Annotated in this window: 13 protein-coding genes and 1 tRNA gene; 9 read left to right on the top strand and 5 right to left on the bottom strand. The window is 57.8% G+C overall.

All coding sequences use genetic code 11. The features are described 5' to 3' along the window. Positions 1-57: 57 nt before the first annotated feature. Positions 58-1,170 carry an acetoin utilization protein AcuC gene (locus I9184_RS04730; RefSeq protein ID WP_209833059.1) on the bottom strand — a complete coding sequence of 371 codons (1,113 nt, stop codon included), beginning with the start codon at positions 1,168-1,170 and terminating at the stop codon, positions 58-60. Between the two features lie 3 nt (positions 1,171-1,173). Further along, complete coding sequence (locus I9184_RS04735; protein WP_209833060.1) at positions 1,174-2,259, bottom strand: AI-2E family transporter; 1,086 nt, start codon at positions 2,257-2,259, stop codon at positions 1,174-1,176. 159 nt (positions 2,260-2,418) lie between these two features. Here I9184_RS04735 and I9184_RS04740 point away from each other — a divergent pair, with 159 nt between their 5' ends. From I9184_RS04740 to I9184_RS04750, 3 genes are all read left to right on the top strand, one after another. Then, positions 2,419-3,285 (top strand): YihY/virulence factor BrkB family protein, encoded by an 867-nt coding sequence (locus I9184_RS04740; RefSeq protein ID WP_171723234.1) that lies wholly within the window; start codon positions 2,419-2,421, stop codon positions 3,283-3,285. Further along, positions 3,282-5,183 (top strand): cytochrome c3 family protein, encoded by a 1,902-nt coding sequence (locus I9184_RS04745; RefSeq protein ID WP_209833061.1) that lies wholly within the window; start codon positions 3,282-3,284, stop codon positions 5,181-5,183. The genes I9184_RS04740 and I9184_RS04745 overlap by 4 nt, the downstream gene beginning before the upstream one ends. A gap of 87 nt (positions 5,184-5,270) precedes the next feature. Beyond that, positions 5,271-5,462: a hypothetical protein gene (locus I9184_RS04750; RefSeq protein WP_209833063.1), complete on the top strand. Its 192-nt coding sequence runs from the start codon at positions 5,271-5,273 to the stop codon at positions 5,460-5,462. Here the strand turns inward: I9184_RS04750 and I9184_RS04755 are convergent. Both I9184_RS04755 and I9184_RS04760 read right to left on the bottom strand, forming a co-directional pair. After that, positions 5,459-6,181: an RlmE family RNA methyltransferase gene (locus tag I9184_RS04755; RefSeq protein ID WP_171632325.1), complete on the bottom strand. Its 723-nt coding sequence runs from the start codon at positions 6,179-6,181 to the stop codon at positions 5,459-5,461. The two genes, I9184_RS04750 and I9184_RS04755, sit on opposite strands and share 4 nt — an antisense overlap. Continuing rightward, positions 6,181-7,293, bottom strand: a complete 1,113-nt coding sequence (locus tag I9184_RS04760) for a Ppx/GppA phosphatase family protein (RefSeq protein WP_171115826.1) — start codon at positions 7,291-7,293, stop codon at positions 6,181-6,183. The genes I9184_RS04755 and I9184_RS04760 overlap by 1 nt, the downstream gene beginning before the upstream one ends. Positions 7,294-7,473: 180 nt before the next feature. Between I9184_RS04760 and I9184_RS04765 the strand changes: the two genes are divergently transcribed. The 6 genes from I9184_RS04765 to I9184_RS04790 all read left to right on the top strand — a co-directional run bounded on the left by I9184_RS04765 (position 7,474) and on the right by I9184_RS04790 (position 13,026). Further along, entirely contained in the window at positions 7,474-9,360 is a 1,887-nt protein-coding gene (locus tag I9184_RS04765) for a PhoX family phosphatase (RefSeq protein WP_209833065.1), read from the top strand. Between the two features lie 248 nt (positions 9,361-9,608). Then, positions 9,609-9,905: a virulence factor gene (locus I9184_RS04770; RefSeq protein ID WP_171632330.1), complete on the top strand. Its 297-nt coding sequence runs from the start codon at positions 9,609-9,611 to the stop codon at positions 9,903-9,905. A gap of 25 nt (positions 9,906-9,930) precedes the next feature. Further along, on the top strand, positions 9,931-10,857 hold the full coding sequence (locus I9184_RS04775; RefSeq protein WP_209833068.1) for a methylenetetrahydrofolate reductase: 927 nt from the start codon (positions 9,931-9,933) through the stop codon (positions 10,855-10,857). Between the two features lie 9 nt (positions 10,858-10,866). Next, the gene (locus I9184_RS04780; protein ID WP_171632332.1) at positions 10,867-11,928 is read left to right on the top strand and encodes a methyltetrahydrofolate cobalamin methyltransferase; all 1,062 of its coding nucleotides are present in this window, start codon (positions 10,867-10,869) and stop codon (positions 11,926-11,928) included. A gap of 126 nt (positions 11,929-12,054) precedes the next feature. Beyond that, on the top strand, positions 12,055-12,882 hold the full coding sequence (locus tag I9184_RS04785) for a polyphosphate kinase (RefSeq protein ID WP_171632335.1): 828 nt from the start codon (positions 12,055-12,057) through the stop codon (positions 12,880-12,882). A gap of 70 nt (positions 12,883-12,952) precedes the next feature. Further along, positions 12,953-13,026, top strand: a tRNA-Gly gene (locus I9184_RS04790). A gap of 126 nt (positions 13,027-13,152) precedes the next feature. On the opposite strand, the gene I9184_RS04795 is transcribed toward I9184_RS04790, so the two are convergent. After that, entirely contained in the window at positions 13,153-14,175 is a 1,023-nt protein-coding gene (locus I9184_RS04795) for a LacI family DNA-binding transcriptional regulator (protein ID WP_209833070.1), read from the bottom strand. Positions 14,176-14,214: the final 39 nt, after the last annotated feature.

Here is a 14,214-nt window from a genome sequence, read left to right on the forward strand (position 1 = left end):
AAGCCGGTCAGGAACATCCCGAAATATCGGAATGCTAACAGGCTTTTGCGGACCGATCTACCGTGAATGCCTGGCGGTGAGGTGGCGCAAATCGTTCCTCAGTTCCTGTCGTATGGGCCCGGTGTTGGGCGCGTCGCGCAAACTGTCCAGCCAGTGGGGGTGAGGCGCCTGTCCCGCGGCCCTGCTCCAGGTCAGATCCCGCAGGATTTTCTGGGCACCGACGTCAAGTGTGTCAGGAATTTTGAAATCATTCAGGGTGGCCCAAACGCCGCTCCACAAGCGCCCTACAGACCAGGGATTGTATCCGCCGCCACCCAGAACCAGAAAACGAGGCGAAAGAGGCTTCAGCGCCGCCACCGTTCGCCAATGCGCGTTGTTGGACAGGGTCAAACGCGAAAGCGGGTCTTCGGCCACGGCATCTGCCCCGCATTGCAAGACAATCGCTTGCGGTTTGAACGCTTCGGTCGTCGGCAGGATCAAGTGATCCAGAATGGCGGCGAATTCGTCGTCGTTCAGATGTCGTGGAACCGGCAGGTTGAAGGCCGCGCCACCGGCGTCTTCCTCAAGTTGACCCGTGAACGGCCATCGACGCGTTTCATGGACCGAGATCATACGCACTCTGTCCGACCCGTGAAACGCAAGTTCAACCCCGTCGCAATGATGGGCGTCGATGTCGACATAGACCACGCGATCCAGGCCAGCGCTCAATAGGGTCTGTATCGCCAGAACCGGATCGTTCAGATAACAAAACCCGTTCGCCCGGTCCGCAAGGCCATGGTGGGTGCCGCCCGCAGGGTTGAAAACGATCCCTCCATCCCGGATCAGTTCGGCGGCCAGCATGGATCCACCGGCGGCGGTTGCCGGCCGGCGGTACATCTCGGCGAAGACCGGGTTCGACAGAGTCCCCAAACCGTATTTATCCCGTATTTCATCCGTGACGTGCTGGTCCGCTTCGGCCTTTTGCAGGGCGGCGATATAGTCCGGCGTATGAAACCTTTCCAATACACTTGGCTTTGCGCAGGGGCTCACGCGGTAGTTCTCGGGGGTCAACCATCCCAGTTCGCGACACAGATCGATGACGGTTGACACCCGCGGGATGGCCAGCGGATGTTTTGAACCGTAGGTCGAGTTGCGGTAGATATCCGATCCGATGAACAGGGGGCGTTTCATGACCTAGCTTGCTGCGGCCTGACTGTTGTCCTCGCCCAACCTGCCATCCAGTGACATCAGTATGGCGACGGGCCGAAGGGCCGGGATGTGGCTGAACACGATCAGGATGCATACGGTCAGAGGTACGCTCAGAAACGCACCGATCAGTCCCCAGACCGTTGTCCAGAAGGTCAGGGCCAGAATGACAAGAAAGGTCGACATGTTCAGGGATCGGCCAAGCATGGCCGGATCAAGGAAATTGCCGATCAGGAATTGGATCGTACCACATCCCAGCACGATCACCAGGAAGGGGATGATCGTTTCGAATTGAACAAGCGCGATCATGGCCGGAAAAAGCACCGCTATGATCGAACCGATCGAGGGGATGAAGTTCAGGGCAAAGGTCAATACGGCCCAGGTTTCCGCGTATTCCAGACCAAGCGAGAGGAAAACCGTATAGCTGATCGTTGCCGTTATCAGACTGATCAGGGTTTTGACGCCGACATAGCGCTGCAAGCTGACCGAAATCGCATCGAGCATGGCGGAAAATTCTGCTGCGGCGACGGGGTTTCCGGCGGCCAGTTGGATCTTTTTCCGAAAGGCCAGCCGTTCGGCCATCAGAAAGGCGACATAAAGGCTGATCAGGAAGAACTGGTTCAACAATGAGGTGGCACTGCCCAGCAACACGCGTGCGACATAGGACATGTCGATACTGACCAGATTGTCACGAATGAAGGTGGTCACGTCGTTGCCGACCAGCCCCGTTACACGCTCGACCGCACCGTCAAACTGGTTTTCATAGGTGCTGATGGATCGTGCAAACTGTGTCGCCTGACTGCCCAGCACGTACATGATCATGAACAAACCGGCCAGAACGACAGTCACACCGGCAATATTGGCCAGCCAGACCGGAGCGCGGGTCAGGGCGACGACGCGATCGCTCAGCGCGATGATCAATACATTGACCAACAGCGCCATGGCCAGCGGGATCAGGAAGTTCGCACCGGCATAGAGTCCCAGCACGATCAGGGTCGAGATGATGCATGTATCCCGGACAACGGACAATCGAAGCTTGGGTCTAACCGTGATGTCTTTTTGATCCGGGGTCATTCGGTATCCTGTATCTGGCCCATTTCCCGTCCTGCGCCGCCCAATCCTGCACGCGAGGTCTTGTTTATGCAATGCGTTCAGGCGTTTGTTGGCCCTCATTAGCCAAATAGATTATCACGACGGGTTCTGTGTTCTATTTCGGCAGGTTAGGGTTGCAGCATGACAACTGCCGCGAATCCCTTGTTTGGCCGACCTGTTCAGGCGCTTTGGCTGTCGATCCGCCGGTTCAGCAGAAAGAACGGTTTTGTCATGAGCAGCCATGTGGCCATGTCGCTGATGATGGCGCTGTTTCCCTTTGTGCTGTTCACCGTGGCGCTGGCAGGGGCGTTGTCTCAAGGCTATGTCACAGATGAGTTGATCGACCTGATTTTCGGAGCGTGGCCCAAGGACGTCGCAGATCCGATCGTGGCCGAACTGCGGGCCGTTCTGGCCGGATCCGGCTCGGGTGTCATCACCTTGGGGGGGCTGCTGGCGATTTACTTTGCCTCCAACGGCGTGGCTGCCGTACGTGCAGCCATGAATCAGGCCTACCACGACGAAGACAGTTGGCCGTTCTGGAAAACCCGGCTGCTCTGTCTGGTGCTGGTCATTCTGGGCGGGTCGGCCATTCTGATCATTGCCGCGGTCGAGGTGGTTTTGCCGGTCTATACGAAACTGGTGGCTGAACACACGGAGGTTGCCGTGGCCAACTGGTTTTCCGTGGATCGCCTGCGCTGGACGTTCACCGTGGCGGTTCCTGCGGGTACCGTTCTTCTGGCGCATCTCGTGCTGCCGACCCGCAGGCACAGCTTGACGCAAATCCTGCCCGGCGTCTTGTTGACTTTGGTTTTGTGGGCTGCCGGTGGGTGGGCGTTTTCAATTTATATCAGCCAGTTCGCCACCTACAGCGCCACCTATGCTGGATTGGCGGGGGCCATGGCGGCATTGATTTTCCTGTATCTCTATTCGGCGATCCTGATCTTGGGGGCCGAATACAACGGTGCATTGATTGACCTGCAAAAAGCCGCCGAAGGAGATACGGCATGAGATTTGCCCTGATACTGGCCTGCCTTGCAATTGCTGGTGAAGTTCAGGCGCAGACGCCAGAGTATGTGGGCTCAGACCAGTGTACCGACTGTCATCAGCAAGAAGCCGAAGCCTGGGCCGCGTCGCACCATGCGCTGGCCTGGACAAGACCCACTGGCGGCGCTGTTGTGGCGGATTTCGACGGTACCCGGTTCGATCATGACGGGATGTCCGTCCAGTTCAAAAATGAGGCTGGCAGCTTCACCGCTAGTGTAACGGAGAAAGACGGTGCAACGACGGAATATGACGTGCATTCCGTCGTTGGAATCGAACCCTTGCAGCAATACCTTTTCGAAACCGAACCGGGCCGGTTGCAAAGTTTCGACGTGGTTTGGGACATAGAGCAAAAGCGCTGGTATCACCTGTACCCTGATCAGGACCTGCCGCCTGATGACGGGTTACATTGGACCGGCCCTTACAAGAACTGGAACGCGCGCTGCGCCGAATGTCATGCCACGGATTTTGAGAAGAACTACGACCCTCAAACCAGAAGCTACACGTCACAACAGGTCGAAATCGGGGTCGGGTGCGAGGCCTGCCATGGGCCGGGGTCCGCACATCTCGATTGGGTCCGGGAACGGGGTTCTTCAGATGGCCTGGCCAATGCCGGCTTTTTGTTGAGTTGGGGCAAGGGGCGGACCGAAGAAGAAATACAGCAATGCGCCGGATGTCATTCCCGGCGCGAGGCGCATGGCAACGGAAACCCGGTTCCGGGAACCCCGTATCATGATGCCTATAATCTGGCCGTGCTGCGCCCCGGTTCCTATCATCCCGACGGGCAAATTCTGGATGAGGTTTACGTCTACGGCTCGTTCCTGCAATCCCGAATGTATGAACAGGGCGTCGGATGCATGAACTGCCACGAACCGCACAGCGCAGAATTGAAAGCCGAAGGAAACGGGGTTTGCACACAGTGCCATTCGCCTGCCGGAAATCCGGAATTCGCAACCCTTTCCGCAAAGGACTATGACACGTCTGCGCATCACAATCACCCGGAAGACAGCGAAGGCGCCCAGTGCAAAAGCTGCCACATGATCGAGCGAATCTACATGGGTGTCGACGGTCGACGCGATCACAGTTTTCGCATACCGCGACCGGATCTTGGGCTGGGCGTTGATGCCTGCACGGACTGCCATCAAGACCAGGATCAGGCCTGGGCCGCAAGCCAGATAGAGGGCTGGTTTCCGGGATCGCCAAATCGACGCCCGCATTATGGGACAGTTTTCAAAGCCGCGGCCGAAGGGCAGCTCGACACGCCCGAAGGTTTGCTTGCCGTCGCAATGGATGCGTCGCAGCCCGGGATCGTCAGAGCGACCGCCGCGTATCTGTTGCAACCGTTTGGGTCGCCACAGATCGCCGCTGACACAGCGCCGCTTTTGCAGGACGTTGACCCGCTGATACGAGCAAATGCAGCGGCGCTGCAACGTCAGGCCAGCCCGGCAGATCAGGTGCGCAGGCTCGAGCCGTTGCTGTCTGATCCTCTGCGAAACGTGCGCATCGCTGCCGCCAAAGAGTTCCTGAGCATACCGCAGCAGGGCTTGACGGCCGAGCAGCGGACCAGGCTTGGGCAGGGCATGTCGGAATGGCAGCAGGTCATTTCGAACAGGCTGGACGCCCCGGAAACCCATCTCGTTCTGGGGGGCATGGCATTGACGCTTCGCAACGCGCAAGCGGCGGAACAGGCGTTTAGAGAGGTCGTGACGCTGGACCCGCAGAGGGCAGAGGCGTGGCCGATGTTAGTGCAACTGGCGCAGATCAATCGTGGCCCGGAAGCTGCGCGCACAGTGCTGCAAGAGGCGCTGGACAGGTTGCCGGATGATCCGAACCTGCTGCAATTGTCGCAACAGTTTGGGCGCTGACCCGGCACATCCGTGCCCGAATTCTTTCATTTTGACGGCAGAATTCCTTGTTACAGCCAAGAACAAAGTGCTGATCCGAGGTGAGCCATGTCCAACGAAGCAACAATGCGGAAGATGCCGGGTTCAAGTTCGGTGTCACTAGCCCAGCGCATCGAAGACCTGCGCAACCGGGAACCATCATACGTGACGCACGGAGATACGCTGATGTTGCAGGGAATGGCTGTTACGTCCTTGCGTGAACAGCGTCTGAGCGGAAATCTTATCCGGCTAGATGATTAAGAGCCGCCTCGAAACCCGGTTGCCACAACGAATTTTTCCGAACTGTCCGAGCGAGACGCCGGCGGTTTGACATGGGCGACTTTCTGGAATTTCTGCTTGAGCAACTTTTGCAGATCGCCCTCAGCCCCCCCAGCCAGAACCTTGGCAACAAAAGTGCCGCCTTCTTCCAGAACGTCAAAGGCGAAATAGGCGGCAGTTTCGCACAGCGCCATGATGCGCAGGTGATCGGTCTGCTTGTGCCCCGAAGATGCCGCCGCCATATCCGACATCACGACGTCTGCCTTGCCGCCCAGCCAGTCTTTGACCTTCTGGTCGGCGTCATCCTCCATGAAATCCAGAACGTGGATTTCGGCCCCGGCGATTGGTTCGACCTCTTGCAGGTCGATGCCCAGCACGGTTCCGATCCGTTTGCCTGACTTTTCGCCCAGCGCGTTCACGCGTTTGACCGCAACCTGACACCAACCGCCGGGCGCACAGCCCAGATCCACAACCCGCGCCCCAGGCACGAGAAAGCGGAATTTGTCGTCCAGTTCCAAAATCTTGTAAGCTGCGCGCCCCCGATAGCCTTCGGACTGCGCACGCTTGACATAGGGATCGTTCAGTTGCCGCTCGAGCCAGCGCGTCGAGCTGAGCTTGCGCCCGCGCGCCGTCTTGACCTTGACCTTCAGGTCGCGCTGCCCGCGGCCCGAGTTGTTTTTTCCACTTGGTGTCTTCGCCATTAGAACGGTCCGTCTTCCAATACACCGTCCGCGCTCATCTGTGCGTAAAGCAGACCTTCGCGCAGCCCCCGGTCCGCCACCGAAAGGCGGTCAGTGGGCCAGCAACGGAGCAATGCCTGCAATATGGCCGAGCCGGACATGATCAGGGCTTGCCGGTCTTCACCAATGCGAGGGTCCCGGCGCCGCCCATGAGGGCCGAGTTCTAAATACCCGCGTATGACTTTGTCAATCTGATCGCTGGTCATGCGCAGCCCGTCCACTTTGGTTCGGTCATAGCGCTTGAGGCCCAGGTGCGATGCCGCCACAGTAGTGACCGTGCCGCTGGTGCCGACGATCTGAAACCCTTCGCGCGCCTGTTCGTCCTTGTAGGGGGCAAAGTCGGCAAGGTTTTCCTCGAAAAACCAACTCATCAACGCAAAACGGGCCGCGTCATCCTCAACATCATTGAACTGGTCCCGCAGCGTAGCTACGCCCAGCGGTACGCTGATCCAGTCAACGACCTTGGCGGCTGGAAAAGGGCTGTCGACAGTGTGAAACCCGTGATGCAGCCGCATGATGGCCGCGGGTCGGTCGCGGCGTGGAACGGACGAGATGTCGATCCAGACCAATTCGGTCGAGCCGCCTCCGATATCGACGACCAGCAACTGCTCGGTCTTGGTCGAAACCAGTGGGGCACAGGAAATCACCGCCAGACGGGCTTCTTCCTCGGGCTGTATGATCTCGAGCGTCAGGCCGGTTTCGCGCTTCACCTGTCGGATGAATTCGCGCGAGTTCTTGGCGCGGCGGCACGCCTCGGTCGCGATCAGACGCATCCGTTTGACCTTGTTGCGTTTCAGCTTTTGCTGACAGATTCGCAATGCCTGAACGGTACGCGACATCGACGCACGCGACAGTCGTCCGGTGCGTTCCAGACCCGCGCCCAACTGCACGGATTTGGAGAAACTGTCGACCACATGGAACCCACTTCCCTTGGGCTGGGCTATCAACATGCGGCAACTATTTGTCCCCAGATCCAGTGCCGCATAAAGAGCATCCGGATCGGGTCTTGCCGGCGCGGGGCTTTCGACCGCTTTCGGGAACGCGCCCGCACCTTTGGGACGCTTGGGCGCCATCTTTACGCCCTCCGATTTTCGAGTTACCCCGACCCTAGGCGGGGGATTGCTGACGTGCAAGTGATTTCAATTTTGAAATTAACGCGCGTGTCACATGCCGTTCACAAAATGATGCGATCTCCATGGGCGAACCCACGTTCGGGTTTATCTATTAGCTCTCAGCCAGATACGGAGACCGCAATGAAAGATGAGCGCATCCTTTCCTTCGACGAATTCGATGAAGTCGTAAATCCGCGCCCAGAAGAATGTGAATTTGATCGCGTTGTCGAACGCGCATTGTCCCGTCGCGGTTTTCTTGGCGGCGTTTTGGCGATGGGTAGTTTCACAGCTGTTGCTGGTTCGCTGATTCCTTCAGGGGCTCACGCGGTTTCGAACCGTTTCGCGTTTGAGGCGATTCCAGTGTCGACCGCGGACGAGGTCATTGTTCCCGCTGGTTACAAGGCCGAGGTCATGGTGCGCTGGGGCGATCCGCTTTGGTCGGACGCGCCAGAGTTCGATCACGCGACCCGGGGCACAGCTGCCAGCCAGGAACGCGCCTTTGGTGACAATACCGATGGTCAGGACATTTTCTTGCATGACGGTCACGTTCTGCTGGTTGTAAACAACGAATATACCAATCGTGACATCCTGTGGGGCAACAATCCGGACGCCAAGCCAGCATCCGATGACGACATCGCAAAGGGCATGATGGCGCATGGTGTCACGATCGTGGAAATCGCGAACACCGATGGCAAGTGGGGCATCGTTAAGGACAGCCCCTATAACCGCCGCGTTACACCGCAGACCGAAATGTCCATTACGGGTCCGGCCGCCGGTCATGACTTGATGAAAACGGCCGCCGATCCGTCCGGCACGACGTGCAAGGGAACATGGAACAATTGCGGAAATGGCGTGACACCGTGGGGCACGTATCTGGCTTGTGAAGAAAACTTCAACGGCTACTTCTCGGCCGAAGACGAAAATCACGAGGTCAATACTGATCTGAAACGTTATGGCGTATCGTCAAAAGACTGGGGTTACGGTTGGGCCAAGATTGATGACCGGTTCGACGTCTCGAAAAACCCAAACGAACCGAACCGTGCTGGTTTTGTGGTTGAGATCGATCCGACTGATCCAACCTCGACTCCGCGAAAACTGACCGCTCTGGGACGCTTCAAGCACGAAAACGCCGAAGTCATAGTGAACAATGACGGTCGCGTGGTCGTTTACATGGGTGATGATGAACGCGGCGAGTTTCTTTACCGCTTTGTCTCGGAAGGTGTTTATGCCGCTGGTGTGGACACAAACGCGCTGTTGGAACAAGGCACACTTTCGGTTGCCAAGTTCAACGACGATGGAACCGGTGAGTGGCTTGATCTGACGCCGGAAAGCACTGGCATGGACTCGCAGGCCGAGATCAGCATCCACACCCGTCAGGCTGGTTCGGCGGTTGGAGCAACCACCATGGATCGTCCCGAGTGGGTTGCGGCTAATCCAAACGCGCCCGAGGTTTACTGTTGCTTGACCAACAACAAGAACCGTGGCGTGAAGCCGAATGCAGGGGGCGACGATACCTCGGCTAACGGCCCGAACCCGCGTGACAAGAACCACTACGGTCAGATCGTTCGCTGGCGCCCGGATGGCGGCGATCATGCTGCGGCTGGCTTTGGCTGGGATCTGTACGTGCTTGCAGGCAATCCCACCGTCCACCAAGACGCCTATGCCGGATCCGAGAACGTGAACGCCGACAATATGTTCAACTCACCCGACGGATTGAAGTTCGACAGCAACGGCTTGCTGTGGATTCAGACCGATGGCAATTATGGCAACGAAGGTGACTTCGCCGGGCAGGGCAACAACCAGATGCTGGCAGGCGACCCTGTCACCGGCGAAATCCGTCGTTTTCTGGTTGGCCCCAACGAATGCGAGGTCACCGGTCTCAGCTGGTCACCGGACCGTCGTACGATGTTTGTCGGTATTCAGCACCCGGGCGAAGACGGCAACAGCCACTGGCCTGAAGGCGGGGACTCGGTGCCGCGCTCGGCCATTATCGCCATTACGCGCGAAGATGGCGGTTTGGTCGGCTAAGGCCATTTGCTCCATCAATTCTTGCCTCGGACGGTTTTTACCGTCCGGGGTTTTTCTTTTTCATGCAGCGCTTTCATAGAGACGATGAGAATTTTGATATGCGCGTTTTGCCAGAAACTGGGTAAAAGCCACGTACACCGCAGTGGGCACAAAACGTCGCTTGGAAAGCGTCGTGTGTCGAAAATCGACCGACCCAGGCCTACATTGAAGTTTAGAACCGGCCCATCGGGTTAGGAGGAATCACAGCAATGCCTGACGTCACCATCGTGTATTGGCGCGACATTCCCGCTCAGGTCATCGTCGGCAAAGGCCGTCGGGGCGCAAAGCGGCAGTTGGAAGAACGGTTTGAACAAGCCATCGACCGTGCGGCCATGAAGGTGAACGCCAAGGACAGTGATGCCTATCTGGCCGAATGGCGCAAAGCCGAACCTTTCGCGATTGAAGGCGATCCTGCCGAGATTGCCGAAGCCGAGGCTGTGCGTCTGGAAACGGAATACGATCAGGACCGCGTCAAAGCGCTGATCGCAAATGACGGTTGGGCATGAGCCCCAGACTTTATGGGAGGCCGAAATGGCTTTGCTGAACTTCAAGAAACGTGATGCGGTCGAAAGCGGCCCAGTAAATCCGACCGTCGAAGCCTTTTTGCAAGGCTATTCGATCGAGGTCATGCCGCGTACCGCCGAAAAGGTCGACGATTTCCGCGCGCTGCTGCCCGAGGGTACACGCGTTTATATCGCCCATATCGAGGGCACGCCCATCGAAGACATGGTCAAGACGGCCAAGCGAATTGCGGCGGAAGGTTACCCTGTCATGCCGCATTTTCCGGCACGCATCATCAAGGATGCGGCGACGTTGGAGAACTGGATCGCCATGTATCAGGGCGAAGCAGGCGTTGAACAGGCGCTGTTGCTGGCGGGCGGTGTCGCCAACCCGCACGGCGAGTTCGACAGCTCGATGCAGCTGCTGGAAACCGGTCTGTTTGACAAGGCGGGCTTCAAGCGCCTGCACGTGGCGGGTCACCCCGAAGGCAACAAGGACATCGACCCGGACGGTTCGAACAAGAACGTCGATGACGCGTTGCGCTGGAAGCAGAAATTCAACGAGACAACGGATGCCGAAATGGCGCTGGCAACACAGTTCGCCTTTGACGCCAAGCCGATCATCGCCTGGGCCGACAGCCTGAAAGAAGCGGGCATCGATCTGCCGATCCATATCGGAATCGCGGGTCCGGCCAAGCTGCAAACCCTGATCAAATTCGCCATCGCGTGTGGCGTTGGGCCGTCTCTGAAGGTTCTGCAAAAGCGCGCCATGGATGTCTCCAAGCTGTTGCTGCCCTATGAGCCGACCGATGTCGTGACCGAACTGGCCAACCACAAGGCGGCCAACCCGGATTTCAACATCACGAACGTGCACTTCTTCCCGCTGGGCGGGATCAAGACCAACGCCAACTGGGCGATCAATAACGGCGGCGCTTCGGCAAAGCCTGTAAACTCCTAAGGAACGGACATGACCCGAACAGTCGTAGAATCAAAAACAAAAACAGCCGTCCTGGGCTTTGATGAACCGTTCTGCGTGATCGGTGAGCGGATCAACCCGACCGGCCGCAAGAAACTGGCCGCCGAGCTGGAAGCGGGCGACTTTTCGACCGTTGAGAAAGACGCCATTGCTCAGGTAGCGGCTGGCGCGACCGTTCTGGATATCAATGCGGGCGTTGTCTACAACTCGAACCCCAACCCGAACGAGACCGAACCACCGCTGATGCGCAAGATCGTCGAGCTGGTGCAGGGTCTGGTTGACGTGCCGCTGTGTATCGACTCGTCGGTTCCGGGCGCGCTGGAAGCCGGTCTTGAGGCGGCTGAAGGTCGTCCGCTGCTGAATTCGGTCACCGGCGAAGAAGAACGTCTGGAACTGGTTCTGCCGCTGGTCAAAAAATACAACGTACCGGTCGTGGCGATCTCGAACGATGACACTGGTATTTCGGAAGACCCCGATGTGCGCTTTGACGTCGCCAAGAAGATCGTCGAACGCGCTGCCGATTTCGGCATCCCTGCACATGACATCGTGGTTGACCCGCTGGTCATGCCCATCGGTGCGATGGCGACCGCCGGTCAGCAAGTATTCGCGCTGGTCCGTCGTCTGCGCGAAGAACTGGGCGTGAACACCACCTGCGGAGCGTCCAACATCTCGTTCGGTCTGCCGAACCGTCACGGCATCAACAACGCGTTCCTGCCGATGGCGATGGGCGCGGGCATGACATCGGCCATCATGAACCCGGTGGCTCTGCCGGTGACGCAGGCAAAAATCGCCGAGAAAAAAGAGGCCGTTGCCGCGGCGGGCATCATCCTGCCCGAAGGCATGGATGACGAGGCGTTCGTGCAGATGTTCGGCCTGGGCTCCACCAAGCCGCGCGCCGGCAAAGAGATGGAGGCCATCCGCGCCGCCAACCTGCTGACCAACAACGACCCGCATGGCGGCGAGTGGATCCGGTTCAACAAAGCACCGGACGAAGCGGGTGCCGCAGGACCCGTAGGTGGACGTCGCGGTGGTGGCCGTCGGCGCCGCGCCTGATCTGAACGACACAGACTGCAAAGGCCGGGCTCAGCGCCCGGCCTTTTGCATTTGACCCTGATCAATGTCGAATTTGCAGAAGGTTTCAAAATACCCTGATCCAGGATGCATTGATCAGGTGGCAGCATGAGCAAACATCACCCCCCAAAACTCTCAGATGCGGATCTGACCAGGAAACTGAACAAAAAGGTCTACTTCGATCAGCTGATCAAGTTGCAGACACGATTGGCGAGAATTCAGCAAGCTTATCTGTTTCACGGGCTCAAGGGCGTGTTGGTTTTCGAAGGGTGGGACGCTGCCGGAAAAGGGGGGACCATTCGCCGGATTAGTCAGGCCCTGGACCCGCGCAGCTTCAAGGTTTGGCCGATCGGTGCGCCCCGGAACTACTATCTCAACCGGCATTATCTGTTGCGTTTCTGGGAACGCCTGCCGCCTTCGGGTGCGATTTCCGCTTTCGACCGCAGCTGGTATGGCCGAGTTTTGGTTGAGCGGATCGAAAAGCTGACCCCGGAAACACGCTGGCGGGCCGCGTATCAGGAAATCAATGATTTCGAACGAATGCTGGTCGATGACGGGACTCGAATCGTGAAACTGTTCTTCCACATTTCACAGGAAGAGCAGATGCGCCGATTTACCGAACGGCTGACCAACCCGATGAAACGCTGGAAGCTGACTTATGAAGATTTCAGAAACCGCGAAAAATGGGATGTCGCAGAGGTGGCCGTGGATGAAATGCTGGCACGGACATCTACGGAAGTTGCGCCTTGGCACGTGATCCCGTCCAACAACAAGAAATATGCCAGGATTACGGCCATGAAGGCCATTGTCGAGGCGTTTTCGGAAGGCGTTGATCTGAACCCCCAGCATCTGGATCGCCGTACTTTGGAAGCAGCGGGCAAGACCTTGGCTGTCGACCAGTCCCTGATTGACAGCCTGCGGGCCCGAACCGAGTAAGAACCCGAAAAAGGTTGGTTACGATCCGGGTTGAACGTCCGGATGTTCTGGTGTTATTTCATCTGACACGGCGGGTATGATGTAATGGTAGCCTGTCAGCTTCCCAAGCTGAACGCGCGGGTTCGATTCCCGCTACCCGCTCCAAAACCGGACTGTAAGGCGTTGTTGTTTCATCAAAAAAGGTGACGCTGCGTGGCTTTGATGCCACCTTCATGGGCCTTACTGGCACGTGTTTCCACGGATCTGCTCAACGGGCTTGCAAAGCCGGTTCTAGCTGTTGAGGCCAAGCAAGGACTCTCTGCCAACGATGTGCGTCGGCAGTTCAACAGATTTGCCCGGTGCGTTGGATTCGATCATCTGAATCAGCGCCTGAGCAGCCTTGCGTCCCATGTCACGATGAGGAACATGGACAGTTGTCAGCGCAGGGGCGACAATGCGCGCTAGCTCGATATCATCAAATCCGGTGATCGATACATCTTCGGGCACCCGAAGTCCCATCTGCTGAGCTTGCCGTACCGCACCGACGGCCAGAACGTCGTTGCCGCACAACACCGCGGTCGGCGGGTTGTCATTCGACATGAGGCGCTTGAACGCATCGGCGCCGTTTTCAATCTCGTACGAGGTTTCGATCACGGCCAGTTCATCCTGCGACAGTCCATGTCGGGACATCGCGTCTTTTATCCCCTGGATCCTAAGACGCGCACGGTCGTTGCCCTTGCTGATGCCTGAAATCGTTGCCAGGCGTGTGTGGCCCAATTCGATGATCTTGCTTGTCAAAGCCTCCATCGCTCGCCTGTTGTCAAACCCGACGGACGGTATTGGTTCGTCTGGCAGGAAAGACCACGCTACAAGGGCCGGCACTTTTCGCTTTTCGAGATAGTCGTAGATTTGTACGTCCCGGTCATGCCCGATCAGCAACATTCCGTCCACGCCCCGTGCAACCAGCGTTCGGATCTGATCTTCTTCTGCGGCCGGCTGGTAGGCCGAGCTGGAGACCAGCAAGGTGTAGCCCTGTTTGTGGATCTCCTCTTGAAACGCCTGCAACCCCCTTGCAAAGATTGCATTTTCCATCGTTGGAATTATCGCACCTATCGTGAAAGAACGCCGTGCAGCCATCACTCGGGCCGCAAAGTTCGGCGTGTAGCCAAGGGTGTCTACGGCAGACAGAACACGTTTCCGCGTTGCCTCGACCACCTGTTGCGGGGTGTTCAGGCACCGTGACACGGTGGCAGTTGAAACGCCTGCTGCCTTGGCAACGTCATCCAGCGTCGGTGCGGACCGATGTTTTGACATTCTCGAACTCTCAATTCCGGTTCGCCTAAGTTAGTCGCA

Origin of the sequence: Ruegeria sp. HKCCE3926, assembly GCF_017872515.1 — a bacterium.
Classification (GTDB): domain Bacteria; phylum Pseudomonadota; class Alphaproteobacteria; order Rhodobacterales; family Rhodobacteraceae; genus Ruegeria.

Coding starts and splice junctions, on each gene's coding strand:
- I9184_RS04730 (WP_209833059.1), bottom strand. CDS start 1,170: ATGAAACGCCCCCTGTTCATCGGATCGGATATCTACCGCAACTCGACC.
- I9184_RS04735 (WP_209833060.1), bottom strand. CDS start 2,259: ATGACCCCGGATCAAAAAGACATCACGGTTAGACCCAAGCTTCGATTG.
- I9184_RS04740 (WP_171723234.1), top strand. CDS start 2,419: ATGACAACTGCCGCGAATCCCTTGTTTGGCCGACCTGTTCAGGCGCTT.
- I9184_RS04745 (WP_209833061.1), top strand. CDS start 3,282: ATGAGATTTGCCCTGATACTGGCCTGCCTTGCAATTGCTGGTGAAGTT.
- I9184_RS04750 (WP_209833063.1), top strand. CDS start 5,271: ATGTCCAACGAAGCAACAATGCGGAAGATGCCGGGTTCAAGTTCGGTG.
- I9184_RS04755 (WP_171632325.1), bottom strand. CDS start 6,181: ATGGCGAAGACACCAAGTGGAAAAAACAACTCGGGCCGCGGGCAGCGC.
- I9184_RS04760 (WP_171115826.1), bottom strand. CDS start 7,293: ATGGCGCCCAAGCGTCCCAAAGGTGCGGGCGCGTTCCCGAAAGCGGTC.
- I9184_RS04765 (WP_209833065.1), top strand. CDS start 7,474: ATGAAAGATGAGCGCATCCTTTCCTTCGACGAATTCGATGAAGTCGTA.
- I9184_RS04770 (WP_171632330.1), top strand. CDS start 9,609: ATGCCTGACGTCACCATCGTGTATTGGCGCGACATTCCCGCTCAGGTC.
- I9184_RS04775 (WP_209833068.1), top strand. CDS start 9,931: ATGGCTTTGCTGAACTTCAAGAAACGTGATGCGGTCGAAAGCGGCCCA.
- I9184_RS04780 (WP_171632332.1), top strand. CDS start 10,867: ATGACCCGAACAGTCGTAGAATCAAAAACAAAAACAGCCGTCCTGGGC.
- I9184_RS04785 (WP_171632335.1), top strand. CDS start 12,055: ATGAGCAAACATCACCCCCCAAAACTCTCAGATGCGGATCTGACCAGG.
- I9184_RS04795 (WP_209833070.1), bottom strand. CDS start 14,175: ATGTCAAAACATCGGTCCGCACCGACGCTGGATGACGTTGCCAAGGCA.